Annotated in this window: 10 protein-coding genes; 3 read left to right on the top strand and 7 right to left on the bottom strand. The window is 44.6% G+C overall.

Features of this window, described 5'->3' with window-relative positions; all coding sequences use genetic code 11:
- Window positions 1-73: 73 nt before the first annotated feature.
- The 7 genes from D7V92_RS00555 to D7V92_RS00525 all read right to left on the bottom strand — a co-directional run bounded on the left by D7V92_RS00555 (window position 74) and on the right by D7V92_RS00525 (window position 16,046).
- Window positions 74-2,539 (bottom strand): bifunctional UDP-N-acetylmuramoyl-tripeptide:D-alanyl-D-alanine ligase/alanine racemase, encoded by a 2,466-nt coding sequence (locus D7V92_RS00555; protein ID WP_121772070.1) that lies wholly within the window; start codon window positions 2,537-2,539, stop codon window positions 74-76.
- A gap of 4 nt (window positions 2,540-2,543) precedes the next feature.
- Window positions 2,544-3,530, bottom strand: a complete 987-nt coding sequence (locus D7V92_RS00550) for a GSCFA domain-containing protein (RefSeq protein WP_008779137.1) — start codon at window positions 3,528-3,530, stop codon at window positions 2,544-2,546.
- Window positions 3,531-3,768: 238 nt separating this feature from the next.
- Window positions 3,769-4,566, bottom strand: a complete 798-nt coding sequence (locus D7V92_RS00545; RefSeq protein ID WP_008772888.1) for a basic secretory family protein — start codon at window positions 4,564-4,566, stop codon at window positions 3,769-3,771.
- Between the two features lie 31 nt (window positions 4,567-4,597).
- Window positions 4,598-6,934: a GH92 family glycosyl hydrolase gene (locus tag D7V92_RS00540; protein WP_121772069.1), complete on the bottom strand. Its 2,337-nt coding sequence runs from the start codon at window positions 6,932-6,934 to the stop codon at window positions 4,598-4,600.
- Window positions 6,935-7,115: 181 nt separating this feature from the next.
- Window positions 7,116-8,711, bottom strand: coding sequence for a RagB/SusD family nutrient uptake outer membrane protein (locus D7V92_RS00535; protein WP_121772068.1), 1,596 nt, complete (start codon window positions 8,709-8,711; stop codon window positions 7,116-7,118).
- Window positions 8,712-8,740: 29 nt separating this feature from the next.
- Window positions 8,741-11,803: a TonB-dependent receptor gene (locus tag D7V92_RS00530; RefSeq protein WP_121772067.1), complete on the bottom strand. Its 3,063-nt coding sequence runs from the start codon at window positions 11,801-11,803 to the stop codon at window positions 8,741-8,743.
- Between the two features lie 202 nt (window positions 11,804-12,005).
- Window positions 12,006-16,046: a response regulator gene (locus tag D7V92_RS00525; RefSeq protein WP_370035686.1), complete on the bottom strand. Its 4,041-nt coding sequence runs from the start codon at window positions 16,044-16,046 to the stop codon at window positions 12,006-12,008.
- A 156-nt stretch (window positions 16,047-16,202) separates the two neighbouring features.
- Here D7V92_RS00525 and D7V92_RS00520 point away from each other — a divergent pair, with 156 nt between their 5' ends.
- From D7V92_RS00520 to pflA, 3 genes are all read left to right on the top strand, one after another.
- Window positions 16,203-18,506 carry an ATP-binding protein gene (locus D7V92_RS00520; protein ID WP_121772066.1) on the top strand — a complete coding sequence of 768 codons (2,304 nt, stop codon included), beginning with the start codon at window positions 16,203-16,205 and terminating at the stop codon, window positions 18,504-18,506.
- Window positions 18,507-18,676: 170 nt separating this feature from the next.
- Window positions 18,677-20,917 carry a formate C-acetyltransferase gene (gene pflB, locus D7V92_RS00515; protein ID WP_008772883.1) on the top strand — a complete coding sequence of 747 codons (2,241 nt, stop codon included), beginning with the start codon at window positions 18,677-18,679 and terminating at the stop codon, window positions 20,915-20,917.
- Entirely contained in the window at window positions 20,918-21,652 is a 735-nt protein-coding gene (gene pflA, locus D7V92_RS00510; RefSeq protein ID WP_005867396.1) for a pyruvate formate-lyase-activating protein, read from the top strand.
- Window positions 21,653-21,739 lie beyond the last annotated feature (87 nt).

Here is a 21,739-nt window from a genome sequence, read left to right as displayed (position 1 = left end):
TCATAGCCTGACATTTGAATATGTGCCTTGATATTAAAACAAGGTAGAGCCATTCTTTGTTGGCAGTTACTTCTTATTCCCGGAAATAAACCCTCTTTACCCGAGGCGAGATAGAGGTTAATATCTCATAAGGGATTGTTTTCAGTTTATCCGAAAGTTCGCTCACCGGTAGTTCGTCGCCGAAAATAATTACGGCGTCGCCTTCTTGCACATGGATGTCGGTGACGTCGATCATGCAAGCGTCCATGCAGATGTTGCCGATAATCGGGCAGCGTTGTCCATTGATCAAGACCTCCCCGCCTCCGTTGCTGAAGTGGCGATCCAATCCGTCGGCGTATCCGATCGGGATGATAGCGATCCGGGAATCACGTTTCACATAACTCATACGGCTATAACCGATCGAATCCCCTGCGGGTACGTTTTGTATTTGCAGGATCGTCGTCTTCAAGGTGCTGACATTCCGTAAGCCTTTTTGTCCGGATGCGCTTACTCCATATAAACCGATACCTAAACGTACCATATCCATTTGATAAGCGGCGAAACGCTCGATTCCTGCGGAGTTTAGGATATGTTTGATTACCTTATACTCTAACCCATTTTCTAATTCCCCTGCGGCTTTGGTGAATTTATCCAATTGTTGATGGGTAAAATCATCGAAGACGTACGAGTCGCTTCCGGCTAAATGAGAGAAAACCGAACGGGCGATAACCCCGGATTGCGCTCTCAAGCGTTCACAGATCGCCGGGACATCCTCCGGTTGAAACCCTAGGCGATGCATGCCAGTATCGATCTTGATATGGATAGGGTAAGAGGTGATGCCTCTGCGCTCGGTCTCCCGGATCATGGCATCCAATAGGCGGAAGCTATAGACTTCCGGTTCCAGATGGTTCTCGAACAAGACATTGAAACTGCTGAATTCCGGATTCATGACGATAATAGGGATCGAGATACCTTCTTTACGCAATTCGGCTCCCTCGTCGGCTACCGCCACGGCCAGATAGTCGCAACGATGTTCTTGAAGGGTCTTCGCCAGCTCGTAAGAGCCGGCTCCATAACCGAAAGCTTTTACCATACAAACCATCTTAGTCTCCGGCTTTAGCTTGGAACGATACTGATTGAAGTTGTGTACGATCGCGTCCAGATTTACCTCTAGGATCGTCTCATGCACCTTTTTCTCCAGCATTTCGGAGATCTGCTCGAAATGGAAATGGCGGGAACCTTTAATCAAAATCAACTCATCCTTGAATTTCTTGAAGGAAGGAGACTTGATAAATTCCTCGGTGGTCGTGTAAAACTCCTTCTCGATCTCGAAGACGGAAGCATATTCCTTTAAGTCGCGGCCGATACCGATGATACGATCTATCTTCTTACGGCGAACCAAATCGGCGACCTTCTTATATAGAGATTTCGGCAAGGTGCCCGATTGAAGGATATCGGAGAGGATTAAAGTGCTCTTTAATTGCTTGCCTACCCGGCGGCTTTGTTGGAAATCGAGCGCGATATCCAAGGAGTTGATATCCGAGTTATAGGTATCATTTATCAACAGGCAATTGTTGATACCTTGCTTTACGTCCAATCGCATAGCCACCGGCTCAAGATGTAAGAATTTTGTTACGTCGTTTACGCTGGTGGGTTTTAGGTAAAGCATAACCGCCATACAATGGATCACGTTCTCGATAGAAGCGTCGTCCGTGAACGGAATGGTAACGACCCGGTTGAAGCCCAGTAAAGTACAGTGAATGATCGTCTCAAACTCTTTCTTATCGATAGACTCGATAAACAAAGGAGCCTCGGAGTCCGTACGGCTCCACGCAATCGCTTTATGGGAAAGGCAAGCCGATTCGATACAATTGGCGATAAATAAATCATCCCCATCATAAATAATGGCTTCGCAATCATTGAAAAGCGTCAGCTTCTCCATACATTTCTGATTGGAGGAGAGGAAATTCTCTTGATGAGCCTCCCCGATATTCGTGATGATACCGATCGTGGGGGCGATAATGGGTTGCAGGCGTTCCATCTCGTCCGGTTGTGAGATACCGGCCTCGAAGATGCCCAGTGTATTTTTCTCGCTCATCTGCCATACCGAGAGAGGAACCCCCAACTGGGAGTTGTAGCTCCGGGGCGAACGTACGATGTTGAACTCGTTATGCAGCAGTTGATAGAGGAATTCCTTTACGATCGTCTTTCCGTTGCTACCGGTGATACCGATCACGGGGATGTTGAATTGCTTCCTGTGGTGGGTGGCCAGCTTTTGTAAAGCTCGTAACGTATCTTTTACGATCAGGAAGTTCGCATCCTTCATGCTCTCGAACTCCGGTAGCATATCGCTTACCACGAAGTTGCGAACACGAAGTTTATAGAGTTCCTGTATATATCTATGTCCGTCGTTCGTCTTGGTTTTCAAGGCGAAGAAGAGGCTTTGTTCCGGGAAGGAGAGACGACGGCTATCTGTCAACAACAAACTGACCGTATCGTCAAGCAATTGGTTTGTTTTAGCACCGATAACTCTTGCTATTTCTTTAATTGCGTATTCCATTCTTTTATTTTAGTTTAGACTTTACTATTTCGATCTCTTTTCTGATATCAAAGGAAGGAATTTTCTCGCTAATTCGTTCCATCTTTAACAAAGTTTGAAGGATAAACCGCTTATAGGCCTCGCTATCCGGTTGAAAAGGCTTATGGTTAATAGCTTTTTGAATATCACCCCATTCTTTAAGGATTGCCGAAGTGTCTGTGGATAAGAAATTTTCGATAAAACGTTGCCAAATATAATCAATGGCCAATGGGGAGGGATGGAGCATATCGTCCGCATAGAAACGATAATCCCGGAGCTCGTCCATAAGGATCTCATAAGCGGGGAAGTAGGCGATTCGGTCGGGATAATCTTTCTGTAAGGCGTCCGTGGCTAGCAATAGGGTGGCTTTGCTGAGTTGGTTCTCGTGCGCCCCGTCTTTCCAGTGGCGGATCGGACTTACGGTAAATAAGATTTTCAAGGCGGGGTTTTGTTCCCAAAGGGCTAGTAACAGAGGTTTCCAGTCCTCGACGATCTCTTGCGTGGATAATCGTTGCCGGTCGAACATCTTTTCCGGTAGCTTATGGCAATTCGACACGATTCGCCCGTCGCTCTTGAGGCGGTAGACGAAAGCGGTTCCCAACGTGATTACCAACCGGGTCGCTTTTCGCAGGAAATCGGAGGATTCGGATAAGCGGCTGTTTATATGGCCTAGGCATTCTTCTTCCGAGGGAGCGGAGAAACGGCTATGATGGGTAAAACTATGGTATATGCCCTCATGCTGGAATAAATCGCCGGGAGTGAAACGCTCCGGGCGTAGCAGCATCCGCAATCCTTCCGCTACGGAAGCCGGGTTATACAGAGTACCGAATGGGTTTATATCTACGGAGAATTTATTCTCTTCCAGTTTCCGCCCGATATTCTCGGCGAAGCAGGAGCCCATCATCACGACCCGGTCCTCATACGAGAAAGAGAATCGTGCTTTCGGCAACAGGATTCGGGTATAAAGTTCCATATTTACTTTTTCGCAAAAGTAGATATATGTTTACGGAAATGCAAATAAGGAAGGTGTTTTAGGGGAATAATGTAACAATGCCCATTGTAAGGTTGTTAGGATGGGCAGTATAAGGAGCTTACGATGGGCATTGTTGCGACCTTATAATGCCTATTGGCGGAAGGTCGGGAGTGATACTATAAAAGAACGGCGGTAACTTGTTGAGTGTTACCGCCGTTGGTCGTAGCCTTTGCCGGGGCTACGCTTCATCTCCCATCGTTGCCATATATTCTTTCCATAAGGAGTCTATATCATGATCATTGCCGAGCGCGTATTTCACGCCACCATCGAACGACCAAGGAATAACCTCTAATGTGCTTCGGTTGAACTTCCGCAGGAAATCCGGGCTCTTGGTTTGAGTAAGCCATGCGAGGAAGAAGCCTGTCGTGCGGTAACCATCCATATAATGGCCGCCTTTGGGACGATCTTCCAAGGTAAAACCGCCGTTCAGGTATCTTACGGCATCCGCCACACCTTCTATCATAGCCCAGAAAGTCTTATTAGTCCCATAGCTACCTATGCCTTGAGGCTCCAATTGGAAACCATGCGTCAGCTCATGGTATAATACGCCACGGGTCTCGTAATCCACTTTCGCGGTGTCATTATTGGCAAAACTTTTCTCGATCCATTTCGTGCTGTATACGATACTGATGGAAGGGGGCGCTCCGTCTTTTGCGGATACCCCGTCGTATTCCTTTAATGTATAGTGGATCTCCTCGATGCCCGGGATACTATCTTCCGGAGTGAAATAAAGTGTCTCTACGACTTTGCGGGCGTGCTTGGTAATATAAGCTTCCGGATCAGGGATAACGGCGGCATAGATCGCCGAGCCCTTAGCCTCGGGGGAAAGATTCTTGAAATCGATCTTTCCGATGTAATAATTATCCCAAGGACTTGAGGTGGCTTCCGCTACCGTAGCCGCCTGTTCCTTTTTGCCGGAGCAAGCGATGCAAGTCCATAGCAGGAAAGCACCGCTGATTAATTGTTTATACTTCATGAGTCTTGTCTGTTTTTTCTGATAAAATGGGTTAATCCGTCAGTGAATAAGGGCGATCCTCTCCGTTGAACAATCGCTTTTTGTTCGGGCTGGAAGTCATCTCGAAAGTGAGCGTTCCACCGTTCATGATGTCATCCTGCGTGATGTATCCTTTGGTATAGGGTTTCCCGTTTAGCTTTACCGCTTTTACATAACGGTTCTTGTCGCTGACTTTATCGGCTTTTACCTCGAAAGTCTTACCATTCTCCAAGCGGACCTTCATATAGGGAAGGTAAGGAGCGCCTAATACGTATTGATCCGTACCCGGGCAAACCGGATAGAATCCCATGGCGGAAAGGATATACCAAGCGGACATCTGGCCGCAGTCGTCGTTACCGCAAAGGCCGTCGATATTGTTGCGATACATCTTATTCATGATCTCACGTTGCCAATATTGGGTTTTCCAAGGCTGGCTGGTCCATGTGTATAAGAATGGGATGTGATGGCTGGGTTCGTTGCCGTGTACATAACCTCCTAGTAATCCTTCTTTGGTTACGTCTTCGGTCTCGGCAAAGAACTCATCGGGAAGATGCATCGTGAATAAGGAATCCATTTTAGTGATGAATGCTTGCTCGCCTCCCATCAACTGAATCATACCATTGACATCTTGAGGGACATAGAAGGAATAATTCAAGGCATTTCCCTCGATAAACCCTTCACCGTGCGTGCTTAACAAACTGAAGTCCTCTTTGAATTTACCATTCGTATAACGGGGACGGGCATATCCGATCGAGGTATCGAATACATTCGCGTAATTGGACGCACGCTTTTTATAGGTATCGGCCACGGATCGGTTTCCCGCTAATAAAGCTGTATTATAGATTGTCCAATCATCATAAGCATACTCCAAAGTCAAGGAGCCTGCGCTACCGTTGCGATCTAAAGGAACATAACCTAATTCCATAAACTCTTTGGTCCCCTCATAATACGGAATCGTAGAACTGCTGATCATCGCTTTTAACGCGGCGTCTTTATCAATCGGTAATCCTTTGGCGATAGCGTCCGCCAAGACAGAGACGGAATGATAACCGATCATGCACCAGTTCTCATTTGCCATATGGCTCCAGATCGGCAAGGCATGATGAACGCTTTGCTCGCAATGTTTCAACATAGATTTGGCGATATCCGTGTTAACTTGTCGGTTGATGATATTGAACAGGGGATGTAGGGCACGATACGTATCCCATACGGAAAAAACCGTATAGTTCGTGAATCCGTCCGCTTGATGGATATTATGGTCGAGTCCGCGGTATTGACCGTCAACGTCTGTGTATACGCAAGGATTGATCATCGTGTGATACAAGGAGGTGTAAAGCATAGCCAATTGATCATCGCTTCCTTTTGCGTCGATGACGGAGAGCGCTTTATTCCAAGTATCGGAGGCTTTGGCGGCTAATTGGTCGAAGTCCGCACCGGAAGCCTCGGCACGTAGATTTTTCAAGGCTCCCTCGGTGCTGACTCCGGAAAGGGCGACTTTCACTTCCAACTCATCAGACGTTTTCGGATCGAAATCAAAATAAGCGACGATCTTACGTCCTCCGATATCCGGGAAGTTCTCTTTCATATTGAACTTGGCATAACCGCCCCGATAATTAACTTTCGCTTTCTCTTCGCATCCGTAATGCGTGATCGGTTTGGAGAAAGACATGGCGAAATAAGTATAGTTGGTACGTGCCCAACCGTTTGTGATACGATAGCCGGTTACCAGCGTATCGTTCTCTACGCGAATATTGGTCCAAAGAACTTTGCCGTCATAGTTATAGATCCCGTGAATCATATCAAGGATAATGCGTTGGTTCTCACTGTTCGTAGGGTATGTGTATTTGTGGATGCCGACCCGTTGGGTGGTGGTCAGTTGTGCCTTTACGCCATAATCGGCGAGCATCACCTCGTAGTATCCGGGACGGGATATCTCGGTGCCATGCGAGAAACGGGAACGGTAACCGCCATCGGGATTCGTGGCCGTTCCGGGGTTTAGCTTCAACGTTCCGGTGGTAGGCATAATCAAGATATCCCCGAGGTCGGAGTGGCCGGTACCGCTGAAGTGGGTGTGGCTGAAACCTACGATGCTACTGTCTTTATGTTGATAACCTGCGCAATACTCGTAGGAGCGAGGTTGGTATTTACCATCTACGTTGTGTGGTATGGTATCCGTATCCGGACTGAGTTGTACGAGTCCGAAGGGTACGCAAGCACCCGGGAACGTATGTCCCATTCCATTCGTCCCGATGATCGGGTTTACAAGATCAACTACACTGGTCTGTGCGATCGCTACTGTTGAGCTGGCTGCCAGAAAGAGGCAACACATCGATTTCTTGAGATTTATCATGTCGTATCAATTAGTTAGAAAAGGATGAAACATAAAAGGTCACCTTTGATAGTTCCAAGGATAACCTTTGATAGTGACAAAGGTAACCTTTTATATTTTCAGATCAATAAGTATAGTAGTCCTCTATCATTGTCAAGTGCTAATTTGTTAATAATGGATTTCTACTATACTTAGTTGATATTTAGAACAATGAGTTAGCCTCGTTCGGAGATAAGTTTGCGTTAGCATCCAATTGTCTTTGCGGAATAGGGAAGATATTACGCTTTGGTTCGTTGGATGCAGTCTTGTCCCACCAAGAAGTGGTTACGAACTTGTTGAAACGAACCAAGTCTGTACGGCGGATTCCTTCGAAAGCAAACTCTCTACCTTTTTCGGCTAAGAACTCATCCATTGTCAATGTAGCGGTCGTATATTTCGCTTTCTCCCAATCCTCTGCCTTGAAAGAACGTTGACGAACGCTGTTGATCATATCTACCACTTCTTGCGTTGCTTTGCCCCCGTTCTTACGCATCAAGGCCTCCGCTTTGTTATAGATAACCTCGGAATAACGGAACATCACCCAGTCGTTGTTCATATCGCCGGTAGTACCCGGTTGGATCTCATACTTGATAGAGCGAGCGCCGCTGTTTTCTTCGCCCTCGGTCATGGACTTAATGTAGTTTACGAATACCAAATCCTGCCCATTGTACTCCTCTGAACCTTTCAAAGGCTCTGCGGTCGTGTCGTAGTAGTAATTACCGTTTTCATCTACTTTGCGAGGATATTGCTTACCGATCAAGAAACCCTCAATTTTTCTCAAGTCGTTGTCAGCGAATGAGTCATAAAAGGTAGGTTGCGTCACCAAGCCGTTCCAAGGACCGGATTGCAAATCCCAGCCAGTTTGGTGTGCGTAATGCAACCAACGTTGATACCAGCCCATTCCTTTGGCATATACTTCATCATACACGATTGACCAGATAATCTCGGTAGATCGCTTGTCGTTATCCGCACGGAAAGTGTCATTCCACTTCTTATCCAATGCGAAACCTCCCTTAGCTAATTCATCGCAAGCAGCGATACAATCATCCCAGCGTGCTTGTCCAGTATAAATTTCCGCATTCAAATAGAGACGAGCCAGTAATGCGTAAGCCCCCCATTTGGATACACGTCCGTAGGTCTCTGTTTTACTCTCTGACAAAGAAGGAATACTCTCGTTTAACTCTTTTTCGATCCAAGCGAATAACTCTGCGCGAGATTTGGAGGAAGGATTGATTTCACCGATTTTCTCGCAAATTGGAGCCGTACCGAACATATCCATCACATACCAATAACAGTAAGCGCGATATACACGCATCTCCGCTTGTGCTTGTGCTTTAGACATTGGAACTTGGAGTGCTTCAAAATCTATATTCTCTGTATCTGTAAGGAAGTTGTTAGCATATCCGATACCTTCAAATAATTTTTTCCAAGCATCCACTACTTGACCATCCGTAGGAATCCATTGATGGCGGTGTAAGCGAATCCAGTCTCCATTGTCATAGCCGTGGCGACCTTTTTGAGGCCATGCGGCACCGTCGGAAGATAACTCGTTACATGACCAAGGCGATTGGGCTACTTGCATGGTTCCACAGAAGTGCCCCCATGGACGCATCATGGCGGCCATTACCTCGCCTGCATTGTTGTAATAATTTTCAGCGATTACCGAGCTATGTATTTCCTCTGTCAGGTCCGTACAAGAGGTAAATGCGGTAGCTCCCAGCAATAATGAAATTGCGCATATATTTTTTAAAGCTTTCATTGTATTGTCTTAAATCTATTGTTACTTAATTAGAATCCAAAATTAACGCCAAACGTGAAGGTACGGGTGGTGGGATAAGATCCGCGCTTCTCTATACCTGCTTGTAGTCCTGTTACGTTTACGTCAGGGGTTAAACCTGAGTATCCTGTAATAGTCGCAAGATTGGTGACATTACCATAAATACGTAAGTTGCGCACATATTTATTATTTTTGAAGTTGAATGTATAACCTAGTGTCACGTTATCGATCTTCAAGAAGTTCCCTTTCTCTAGATAATAAGAAGAGAACAATGGTTGCTCTGTTACCTTGTTCTTCAAGGCATCCTTATATACGTTTGTGCCAGACTGATCGATATTGACAGTCGTTCCGAAATAAATAGCACCCTCGTTCAATACGTCATAATCAAACATACCGCGCAGGAAGAAGCTGAAGTCAAAGTTCTTATAGGTAAATGTGTTCTGTAAGCCAGCCTTGAATTTCGGCAAACCATTACCGATAAAGGTACGGTCAGCGTCAGACAGACCTTCCTTTCCGTCTATGTCGCGAAGATTCCAAGTTCCGTCCGGGTTGATACCATCGCATACATAACCGAAGAATGACGCGATCGGCTGTCCTTCTTGTAGGCGGTAAGCCTTGCCCGGGTTACCCGGAGAGGGCAGGTCATATTGATCCTCGTAAGAAGATTTGTACACGTCGTTAGACAAAGATGTCAATTTATTATTCTCGTATGAGAACGTGAAATTAGCCGTGTAAGAGAAATCCTTAGTCTTTACGACCTCTGCGTTTAATGCTAATTCTATACCTCTATTTCTCATCGTGCCTACGTTGGTGGTGATCGTGTTGTAGATCAAGGATGGCTGTTGGGCATTGTAGCTACTGATCAAGTCGCGAGTCGTACGACTATACCAATCGATCGTACCATTTAGGCGTCCACCTAGCAAGCCGAAGTCGAAACCGATGTTCAAGGACTCATTCTTCTCCCATTTCAAATCCGGATTCGGGTTGATATTCGGACCGTAAGTGGCGGTTAGCCATGAACCGGTGTAAGCGTTCCAAGCTCCAGCGCCTGTACCGTAGGTAGCGAGAGACATATACGGATCGGTAGGTAGACTACCCGTGATACCGAAACCGGCACGGAATTTCAATACGTCGAATACTTCTTGGCTCTCCATGAAGTCCTCACGAGAGATCATCCAGCCTGCGCTGACAGAGGGGAACCAAGCCCATTTGTTGTTCGCTCCGAACTTCGTGGAACCTTCACGGCGGATAGAGGCGCTGGCCATGTATTTACCGTCGTAATTATAGTTGGCGCGGGCGAAGAAGGCGATCAGTTTGCTGGTCTCTTTTTTACTCTTCATCTCGGCCTTACCATCTTTTAGGTAACCGCCGGCTTCTAGGTTATTGGTACCGAATACGTCCGTCAAGAAGTTCTTGTTCTCGGCGCTGAATTGCTCGTATTCAAAATCTTGGTAACTGTATCCCAGCAAACCGGTAATATTGTGTACGCCGTTGATGGAAGTATTGTAGTTTGCTGTCCATTCAGTAGTACGGTTGGTATTCTGATAATATTCTTTTTTGGCGCGTCCGTTTGTACCGTCTTTATATTGGCTATATTCCTCACGCATACTATAATCGTTAGTTAATGCGTCGTTCTTCTCCATAGCGAAGAAAGCGGCGGCTGTCAGACCGGGGATAATCTCATATTGAGCCTTGAAGTTCGCCAATAAATTCTTGAATTCCTTTTTCTTGGTACGCTGGTATATGCGGGCTACCGGGTTGAAATCTTCGTAACCGCTGTAAGTTTCCCAGAAGGAGCCGTCTTCCTTATAAATAGGCATCGTCGGGTTGATACGGATCGCCTGGTATAATATGCCGTAATTAGGGATATCTCCTACCTTATCCACATCATCGGAAACTGCGTCCACTTTCACGAAAGAGTTTGCTAGATTGAAAGAAAGCTGTAGTTTATCATCAAACGCACGGTGGTTCACGGCGATAGAGCCATTGATCGTTTCACGGCTGGTGTTACGGATCATACCATCATTCTTTTTGTAATTTAAAGAAGCGCGATAGTTTGTCTTACCATTACCACCTGTAGCGGTCAAGTTGTGTACATGGGTGAAATTACTCTTATTCAATAAAGCGTCGTAATGGTTATCCCGTCCACCAAAGTCGCGGATATTGGCGTTGTTGGTTTCCTTGCCATAAGCGACGAACTCGTCTCCATTTAAGATTTCCGGTCGTTTATAAACCGCCTCGTGCATGATATATCCTGAGTAATCCACTTGAGTAGTTCCGGCTTGCGGACGTCTCGTGGAGACGATGATCACACCGTTATTACCCCGGGTTCCGTAGATAGCGGCTGCGGAACCGTCTTTCAATACGTCGATCGCCTCGATATCCTCGGGTGCGATAGCATTCAAAGAAGTCATATTACCCGGCATACCGTCAATAATAACGAGAGGCTCATTGCTACCTTTCAGAGATGAGGCACCACGCATCTGTACTTTTACCTCGCCATTAGGGTCGGTGCTACCACGTGATACAGTCAGACCAGCTACACGTCCTTCCACCAATTGCATCGGGTTCACTACCGGTGCCTTGTTAAAGTCGGATGCTTTCACGCTGGTAACGGATGAGGTGATCTCACCTTTCTTTTGGGAACCGTAGCCAACGACTACTACCTCGTCTAGTGTCTCAGAGTCTTCAGCTAAGACTATGTTCAATGTTTTTTGCCCGGTATAACGAACTTCTTGGGGTTTGAAGCCGATGAAGGAAAATACCAATGTGCTGTTATCCGGCACATCCAAGGTGAAATTTCCGTCAAAGTCCGAAGCTGTTCCGTTCGTGGTTCCTTTCACAACAATACTAACGCCAATCAGAGGTTCACCCTTTTGGTCTTTTACTACACCTTTAATGGTTGAACTTTGCTGTGCGATCTGATGAATCTCCATGTTTCCCATTTCAGGAACAGTAGAATCTCCGGCCGCATAAGAGGACTGAAACATTAAAGATAAACAAAGTAACAAAGAGGTTCGTCCACCTAATAAAGTCAGGCATTTCCTCGTCTTACCTTCACTCTTTTTTCCCATAAAAACATTAAATTAAAAGTTAATAATGTGCTTCCCGAAGGAAGAATACACACAAGCGGTTTGCTTTGCTATTCGACAGCAATATTAATAGGTCTTAACGAATTGAAGAGTGCTTTGAAATGCCAAAGAAGTGTCATGAAATGCATATAGCAGATTATGATACTCTTTTGGTAGATTATGACACTATTTAGGAATCAATGATTTATGCCTCTTTTGTGCGGTATTCCTTAGGTGTCATGTTATATTTACGGGCAAATTCCCTATAGAAGTATGATTTGTTAGAAATTCCTACATTATAAATAATTTCCTGAACGCTCATGTTGGTATTCACGAGTAATTGCGCTGCATAGTTTAACCTATAATCCTTTATAAAATCACTCGGCGTCATAGTAGATATTTTCTTGAAACGACGATATAAGATGCGAGTGTTTATATTCAATGCGTCCGCTACCAGTTCGGGACCGAGTCCTTCCTTGCTGACATTTTCTTTGATGATAGCGGTTACGGTGTCAAGGAATTCCTTGTCTTCTTGATGTAATAATTGCCCTTCCGTATATTGATAAGCACTTTCCGGAGAATAGAAATACTCTTTTAATTCTCTTTGGTTAGTCATCAATCGATTCACGACGGATAGGAGAACTGTTGGTGAGAAAGGCTTGGTTAGATAGGCATCCGCTCCGATATTAAGTCCTGCCGCTTGCTCTTGGTCTGATATTTTAGCAGAGATGATAATAAGCGGGATATGGCGGGTATATTTATTTTCTTTGATAAGCGAGATCAATTCTAATCCGTCCATATTAGGCATCATGATATCGGTGATGATAAGGGACGGAGTGTATTGTTTGAGGAATTCCAGAGCCTTTTCCGCATTATAAGCTTCTTGAACCTGATATTCGGAAGAGAGGGTTTCCGTGATTAACCAGACGATGTCTTTATGATCGTCGATAACGAGTATCATCGGTTTATCTTCCGTCTCTTTTTGTGCCGTATGTGAGATTTGCGGCTCTTGTATATCCGTGTTTGGGGAAGGAAGCGATACGGGAATCTCTTCGTCTATCGTGTTGTCTGAGGTCTCCTCTACGATGCCAAAAGGTAAGGTAACTGTAAATTCAGCATATTGGCCGACCTCACTCTCTATGTCGATTTTACCACCTAAGGATTGTACGAGGCTGTGACAGATAAATAAGCCGAGGCCATTCCGTGTCGTATTTTGCCTGTTATCATCGTTATCCATCGTGCCAAGGATACGATATCGGTCGAAAATATTTTGCATGTCTGCCTCCTCGATTCCTTTGCCGGTGTTGTAAACTTTAAGGACGAGGAAGTTCTCCTCCTCATGTAAGGAGATACGAACCGTGCCCCCGTCTTCCGTATACTTAAATGCGTTGGAAATCAGATTTGCTAGGATCTTCTTGAAATAGACGGAATCCGTATTCCAATAAAGCTCTTTGGGAGCATCGATCTTGAATTGGATTTGGTGTTGCTCGGATAGTGGGTAAAACCATTCGAATTGAGTTCGCAAAAGAGAGGATACGGATACTCTCCGGATGTGCGTATGACTGAATCCTGCGTCTTCCGCTTTCCGGAAATCAAGGATTTCTTGGATAAGTCCGTTCAGTTCCTCTACATTTTCCCGGAGGACTGAAGTGTATTTTTCTAATGTCTTGTCTTTTGAGGTGGCGGCATAGGCTTGGATATAATTCTCCACGCCATTGATCAAGGTAAGCGGGGTGCATAGCTCATGCGTAATGTGGGTAAAGAAATTCAGCTTGGACTCGTATAGCTTCTCTTTTTGCTCCTCCTTGATCTTGTCTGCGATCTGCTTCTGTTTCTTTAGTATTTGGTGATGGATACGATAGGTGGCGATGATGAGCAAAACCGTACCGATAAAAAGATACGTGAAAATGGCTAATGAGCTTAGATAAATAGGAGGTAATACCTTGATAGGTAGAGTGTATTCTTTTGCCGACGAATCAATGACATCGTTGCGATAACGGACTTTCAGCAAATATTCCCCGTACGGTAGGTTCATGAAAGTTACCTTGTTTGTCTTTTGCAATTTTTCCCAAGAGGAATTATAGTTGACCAACTGATACGAATACTCGTAATTCTCCCCGTTGATGTAATCCGGAGCGACGAACGCAATCGTTAACGATTGCACATCAGCCGGAACCGTTACACCGTTCCGGCTGATGTCCTTATATAATGGAAGGATTTGTTTATCCATTTGCAACTCGAAGAAACTTAATTCGGGTTGATAGGTATGCTCCGGCTCCGTTTGTTTATTTACCCAGACTAATCCGTTGATGCCTCCAAAGAATAAACGCTCGGAGTATGGGCATTTCCAATAAGCGTCATCAGAGAATTCCGTGACGCTAAAGTAAGGCTGATGATAATTATGGAAAAAGTTGTTCCGGGGATTATATTTGGTGAGACCTTTATTGGTACTAAGCCAGATACAGCTATCGTTCCCCTCATGGATACCATGGATCATGTCGTTTACGATCCCGTCGCTTTTATCGAATTGGCGTAAACGCATCTTTCCCCCTCTGAATTTAATCCGGGTGAGACCGGAGCTGGCGCCTGCATAAAACGTGGAATCTTCGGTCTGGCATACGGAAAGCACGTCTCCAATGGCCGGGTTTCTTAAATTGTTGGTTTGCAGGAATTCATATCCTTGATTGAAAATATTGAAACGAATGACTCCGTAACCGCCACGGCTCCCGAGGAACAGGGTCGAGTCGTTGTCATATACCATCGATTGGATTTCTTTACAGATGTTCTTTCCGTTTTTTAACGGGAAGGTTTGTACCTTCCCGATTGTAGGTACGGCTTTATCTATATGTAAGGTAACCTTTTGCAATCCGTTACCCGTTGTCGCTAGCCATAATGTGGAATCATCTACCTCGCAAATAGAGTGGACATAGCGTAGAGGGGTGGTGTCTTCTCGTTGCGGTATCGTTTTTATTCGTTTCTCTTTATACGAATAATAGGTCAGTCCCGGGCCTTCCGTGCCAATCCAGATACATGGATGGTACTCGCTTTTTTGGAAACAATACACACGGTTGCTGGATAGGCCGTCGGCGGTGGTAAAATGCGTGATAGCGCTTTGTGGGATCATCTTTTTGTTATGGTAAGTGTCATACGCTTGTATCCGGACAATACCGTCTCCTTTTGTCCCGAGCCAAAGGGATTGATCGTCATCTGTATATAAAGAACGTATGGGGTTCTGTATATTAATCGGTAAATCCTTGAGTAAGATAGAGCCGAAAAGATCGGGTTTGTCATAAAACATCCGTATACCTTGCCCGTCTGTTCCCAACCAGAGAATCTCCTGCCTTTTATCGTTCATTAGGCAAAAGATACCGATGCCCATATTTATCGTGTTTTCCGGTTGGCTTAGGTCTAGAATATTGCCGTTACGGAAAACGATATACACATTGGATTGGAAGGTGCATATCTTGATGATGTTACCATATTGTTTTGTCATTTCAGGCAGATCGAACAGGAATTCTTTCCCCTTTCCGTCTACATGCTGTCGATATAATTTATTGTCGGTATCTACTATGAAAATATGATTATTCTCGTAAAATGCGGATAAGATCGGTTTATTATGGAATTGGCGTTCTTCCGATAGCAAATTAAAAGTAGTATCGGAGAAATCCGGAGTCAACTTTTTCAGTATGCCCGAGGCTAATAATAAATAAAAATGTCCGTCCGTCCCGGCGAATAAGGTACGTACGGTTTGAGGGCCTACTCCTTCTCTCGGCAGGTCCCGGAACCCATCGCTAGATGGGGTGTAGCAAGAGATCCTGTTTTCCTTACAAATAGCGAGCGTGATGCCGGATGAATCGGACGCTAATAGATCGCATTCCATGTATCCGGGGAAAGACTCGGTGACTTTCCGTTCTTTTAGTGAGAATTTATTGATACCTAAAGAGGTTGATATCCATAAAAAGCCGGGTTCTGCGTCGGATATTTTGTGAATGATATTACTACAAAGAGAGTTTTTGTTATTTAATTCGAAACGATATACATACGTATCTTTTCCGTTGTATAAGTTAAGTCCGTCGTAAGTCCCGATCCACAAATAGCCATCCGGATCTTGATGCATGCAAATAATAGCGTTATTTGAGAGATCAACCATAGAAGTTTTATGCAATACGGTTGAGGCAAATAGGTCTGTTTGCGTGATCAATATAAGGAAACTGGTTAACGCTAGAATAAGCCTTGTGAATCTCATGTATTTAAGATTTAGTGTTTGTTTTCAGCGCAAAGATAATATCTTTATGAACGAACAGAAAAGAATTCACTTTTTTGTTTACTTTTGCAAAAAGCAGGGCTTTCGTATAAATTAGAATGTCTGACGTATGATAATACGAAATAAAGTAAGTGACAGATGGAACAATGTGAAGAGAATTCTCAAGAAAATGACGATGTGATAATAGAGAAAGAAATTTCTAAATTAATAGAAGAACAGCGTTTATTTACGGAGAGTATATATGCTTGTCTGCCGGTGGGTATTGAAATTTATGACGCACATGGTGTGCTGCGTAGTATAAACGACCATGCGTTGAGGATGTATGGTGTGGACGACCGGACATCGGTGGTGAATATAGTCAATCTTTACAAAAGTCCATTTGTTGATTCAGAACTTTTAGCTCGGATACAATCGGGTGAAGATATTTCCTTGGAGTTTGAGTATGATTTTGATCGGGTTAATAAGGATGCATATTATTCTTCCCATAATAAAGACACGATGATCTATGGGGTTAAAGTTATCCCGATATGGAGTAGAAAAAAACATCTTATCGGACATATATTACTCGCAAATGATATGACTTCCGTGAAAGAGGTGGAATTCCGTACGGAAGAAAGCAAGAAAAATCTGGAGATGGCCATGAAAGCGGCTAATATGGCTTCTTGGGTATATGATGTGAATAAAAAGGTTTTTAATCCATTATATGGACTAACCGTAGCCCAAAAAAATATGCCAATGGAGGCGGTACTGGATATTTTGCATCCCCAAGATCGAGCTCCGTTAATCCGGCTCTTCTCTCAATTGATAGGAAATGAGATAGAACAAGGACAAATGACTTTGCGTTTCTATAACGAGCAAGAAGAGATGTATCGTTATTATGAGAGCCGGATGCGCCTATCGACAGAACATCGTGGAAAATTGCAGATCATCGGGACACAAATGGATATAACCGAAAGGTTGCAAATGGCCAAGAAAGCGCAGGATCTGATCGCAAAACGTGATCTGGCCATGAAAGTCAGTAATATTGTTCATTGGGATTTTGATGTAAATTCCCAGAAATTCGAATCTTATAATGATCCGATCAACGATTACGTTTCAGATCGGTTATTGACCGTTTCGGAGTATATGGATGTTATATACCCCGAGGACCGGTCTGTTTTTTACGACGCAATGCAATCCCTGATAGCTGGAAAGAATGTCACCATCAATTTTACCTGTCGCATACAAACCAAGTATGATGAGACTTGGCAGTATTGTGATTTTATGGGTGTCCCTTTCGATCAAGATGAAAATGGAGATATAATACGCTATACGGGATTCAGGCAAAACATTCCTAAGATCCAGCAATTGAATCGGGAACTTAAAGAAAGAAATTACAAGATAGAGCTTTCTTTCAAGACGGTTGGTATGTCGTATTGGGATTTTGATGTAAAAAGATTGAAATTCAGTGCTTTTAATGATCCTATCAATGATTTTTATTCGGAAAAGACAATCACTCCCGAGGATTATTTGAACGCTACACATCCGGATGATGTGGTTTTTGTGCGGAAATATATGGAGCATATGTTCCGGGGCATAGATAAAGATTTCAACGTTAAATATCGTTCCAAAACCAAATGGGATGACGAGTGGCAGACCTTATTGGTTACTGGAATCCAGGTTGAAAGAGATAAAGAAGGCCATGTGACTCGCTATACCGGTATTACGATCAATAATACGAAGTGGGAGAAGATGATTCAGCAATTGAAGGAATTAAAGGAGAAAGCGGAACTTTCAGATCGTCTCAAGTCTGCGTTTCTCGCTAATATGAGTCACGAGATACGTACCCCGTTAAACGCGATTGTTGGTTTTTCAGAGTTAATGGTAACTTGTGATGATCCGGAAGAAAAAAAAGAATATATAAATATCATCCAATCCAATAATGAGTTGTTATTGCGATTGATCAACGATATCCTTGATCTTTCCAAGATAGAGTCAGGCATAATTGAACGTAGGAAGGAGAATTTCAATCTGGCCAAGGTTTGTAATGAGTTATTTGTTACGATTCAGGCGAAGATGACAAATCCGAATGTCGAGTTACGTTTAGATGGTCCCAACTCGGAGTGCTGGGTACTTCTGGATAGAAACCGGCTTAAGCAAGTATGGATGAATTTCCTCACTAATGCGGTAAAATGCACCAAATCCGGATATATTAAAATGGGATATGGCATTGAAAGGGAAGGTCTTCGTATCTATGTTGAGGATACGGGAATCGGTATACCGGATGATTTGCATGACAAAGTATTTACCCGTTTTGAGAAATTGAATGAGTTCTCGCAGGGTACCGGACTTGGCTTGACGATCTCCAGAGCTATCGTAGAAGCGGCAGGGGGAGAAGTGGGCTTCACTTCAAAACTTGGTGTCGGATCTACTTTTTGGGCATGGTTGCCTCTTCGCCCTTAGGTCTGACTCCCCATTTATTGGTAATGTCCTTTTAAAATAGTGAAGGATGAGAAGCTTTTTTATCGCAATTTATAGGGATTTTAGAACTGGTGTAGCATATGTGACAGAAATATGACGATAATTCTCCTACCTTTGCGGCGGTAAAAATGTGGTATTAGATAAGATTGTTTATGAAATTTGAGAATGAGTGCTGGGATCACTTTAAGGGTGAGACCTGGAAAAGAGAGATCAATGTAAGAGATTTTATCCAGAGTAACTATACGCCTTATGAAGGGGATGATTCCTTTTTAGTCGCTTCTTCCGAGAAGACCCGTAAGGTCTGGAACAAGCTGACCGAGATGTTTAAGGTCGAGAGGGAAAAGGGAGTTTATGACGCCGAGACAAAATTACCTCAAGGGATCGATGTATATGGCCCGGGCTATATTGATAAGGAGAATGAGGTGATCGTTGGGTTACAAACCGATGCTCCGCTGAAACGTGGTATCTTCCCGAAAGGCGGTATCCGTATGGTCGAGAATAGCTTGGAAGCTTATGGTTATCATTTGGACCCGATGACGAAAGAGATCTTCACGAAGTACCGTAAGACGCATAACGAGGGCGTTTTCTCCGCATATACGGAAGAGATGATTGCCGCACGTCGTTCGGCTATTATCACCGGTCTGCCCGACGCGTATGGTAGAGGACGTATTATTGGTGACTATCGTCGTGTCGCTTTATATGGTACGGCAATCTTGATCGAGGAGAAAAAGCGTTTCTTGAATCGTTTGGATATCCAAGAGATCACGGAAGAGATCATCCAGAGCCGTGAGGAGATTTCCGAACAGATCAAGGCTTTGAAAGCGTTCGAGAAAATGTGCGCTAGCTATGGCTTTGATGTGACTCGTCCGGCACAAAACGCTCGTGAGGCGGTTCAGTTTGTGTATTTAGCTTATCTGGCGGCGGTAAAAGACCAAGATGGCGCGGCGATGTCTATCGGACGTACTTCTACGTTTTTGGATATTTATATCGAGAAAGACATCCGTGAGGGTAAGTTGACCGAAGAGGAGGCGCAAGAATTGGTAGACCAGCTGATCATCAAGTTGCGTATCGTTCGTTTCTTACGTACGCCGGAATACAATGATTTGTTCTCCGGTGATCCGGTTTGGGTAACAGAGTCCTTGGGCGGCCAAGGAGTGGATGGCCGTTCTTTGGTAACAAGAACTTCCTATCGTTATCTCCATACATTATATAATCTAGGTCCGGCACCAGAACCCAATTTGACGGTTCTGTGGTTTAAGAACGCTCCCGAGAACTGGAAACGTTTCTGTGCCAAGGTCTCTATCGATACGTCGGCTATCCAATATGAGAACGACGATTTGATGCGTCCGGATTATGGAGATGATTATGGTATCGCTTGTTGCGTTTCTCCTATGAAGATCGGTAAGCAGATGCAGTTCTTCGGAGCCCGTGCGAATTTGGCGAAATGTTTATTATATGCGATCAACGGAGGACGGGATGAGCGCAGCGGCGTACAGGTAGCCCCGATGTTCGAGCCGGTTCGCGGCGAGTATCTGGAATACGATGAGGTGATGGCTAAGTATGAGCAAATGATGCGCTGGTTGGCGAAAGTGTATGTGAACGCCTTGAAGATAATCCATTATATGCATGATAAATACGCGTATGAGGCATTCGAGATGTCGCTTCACGATGGGGATGTAGAGCGTATCCGTGCGACAGGTATCGCCGGTCTTTCTATCGTTGCCGATTCGTTGGCTGCTATCCGTGATACGAAAGTACGTGTGATCCGTGACGAGCGTGGCTTGGCGGTTGATTTCGAACGTGAGGGCGAATATGTTCCTTTCGGTAATAACGATGATCGTACGGATAGTATCGCTGTAGAGATCACCGAGAAGTTCATGGAATATTTGCGTCAGCACGAGACCTATCGCCATGCGAAACCTACGCAGTCCATCCTTACGATCACCTCTAATGTGGTATATGGTAAGAAGACTGGTACGACACCGGATGGCCGTATCGGTGGAACTCCTTTCGCTCCGGGCGCGAACCCTATGAACGGTCGTGATACGAAAGGTGCTATCGCTGCGCTAGCTTCGGTAGCGAAGCTTCCATTCCAGCATGCGCACGACGGTATCTCTTATACTTTCGCTGTTTCTCCGGCTACGTTGGGAAAGGAGCGTGAAGTGCAGATCAATAATCTGGTTAGCTTATTGGATGGCTATTTTACTCCGGATGGAGGTCAGCATCTGAATGTTAACGTATTTGATAAGGATTTGTTGATCGACGCTATGGAACATCCCGAGAAATATCCGCAACTTACGATCCGTGTATCCGGATATGCGGTAAACTTCGTGAAACTGACTCGTGAACAACAGTTGGATGTTATTTCAAGAACCATTAACCATTCACTGTAAGTGATAAAAGGTAAGATACATTCATTAGAGAGTTTCGGGACCGTAGATGGTCCCGGAATTCGCTTTGTCGTTTTTATGCAGGGCTGCCCGTTGCGTTGCCTGTATTGCCATAACCCGGATACTTGGAACCCGAAAGGGAAGGTGAAATATCAGATGACTCCCGGCGAGCTATTGACGGAAGTCTTACGGTATAAGAGTTTTATCGCCCGTGGGGGGGTGACTGTTACCGGTGGGGAACCTTTATTGCAACCTGAGTTTCTGAAAGAGTTTTTCCGTTTGTGCCAAGAGCAAGGTCTTCACACAGCTTTGGACACATCTGGTTTCGTATGTACCTCAAAAGCTTGGGAAGTCTTGGATTATGCGGACTTAGTGTTATTGGACATCAAAACCTTAAACCCGGATTTACATCCGTTACTGGCGGGTGTCAAGCAGGATAATACGCTTCTGTTCTTGGATGAATTGGAGAGACGTGGCATAGATACTTGGATTCGCCATGTTATTGTCCCCGGATATACGGATAATGACGAGTGGCTGGAGGCGTTAGCTCGGTATGTCAGTTCATATAAAGTGGTTCGCAAAGTGGAATTATTGCCTTATCATACGATGGGAACCTATAAATATGAGCAATTAGGCCTCGATTATCCGTTAAAGGGGGTGGAACCCTTATCAAAAGAACGTTTAGATAATGCGAAAGCGATATTCTCTCGCTACAAACCAGAAAATAACAAGGCCTGATCTCTCGATCAAGCCTTGCGATTATGCAACAGCTAATCAGGGAAAACAATCTAATCCGATTAGCTTTTAAACGATAGTAATAATTTT

The organism is Parabacteroides sp. CH2-D42-20, from assembly GCF_003670185.1.
Lineage (GTDB): Bacteria > Bacteroidota > Bacteroidia > Bacteroidales > Tannerellaceae > Parabacteroides > Parabacteroides distasonis.
Note: the sequence above shows the minus strand (reverse complement) of the source record. Positions and strands in the feature narration are given on the sequence as shown.

Coding starts and splice junctions, on each gene's coding strand:
- D7V92_RS00530 (WP_121772067.1), bottom strand. CDS start 11,803: ATGGGAAAAAAGAGTGAAGGTAAGACGAGGAAATGCCTGACTTTATTA.
- D7V92_RS00555 (WP_121772070.1), bottom strand. CDS start 2,539: ATGGAATACGCAATTAAAGAAATAGCAAGAGTTATCGGTGCTAAAACA.
- pflB (WP_008772883.1), top strand. CDS start 18,677: ATGAAATTTGAGAATGAGTGCTGGGATCACTTTAAGGGTGAGACCTGG.
- D7V92_RS00550 (WP_008779137.1), bottom strand. CDS start 3,530: ATGGAACTTTATACCCGAATCCTGTTGCCGAAAGCACGATTCTCTTTC.
- D7V92_RS00540 (WP_121772069.1), bottom strand. CDS start 6,934: ATGATAAATCTCAAGAAATCGATGTGTTGCCTCTTTCTGGCAGCCAGC.
- D7V92_RS00520 (WP_121772066.1), top strand. CDS start 16,203: ATGGAACAATGTGAAGAGAATTCTCAAGAAAATGACGATGTGATAATA.
- D7V92_RS00545 (WP_008772888.1), bottom strand. CDS start 4,566: ATGAAGTATAAACAATTAATCAGCGGTGCTTTCCTGCTATGGACTTGC.
- D7V92_RS00525 (WP_370035686.1), bottom strand. CDS start 16,046: ATGAGATTCACAAGGCTTATTCTAGCGTTAACCAGTTTCCTTATATTG.
- D7V92_RS00535 (WP_121772068.1), bottom strand. CDS start 8,711: ATGAAAGCTTTAAAAAATATATGCGCAATTTCATTATTGCTGGGAGCT.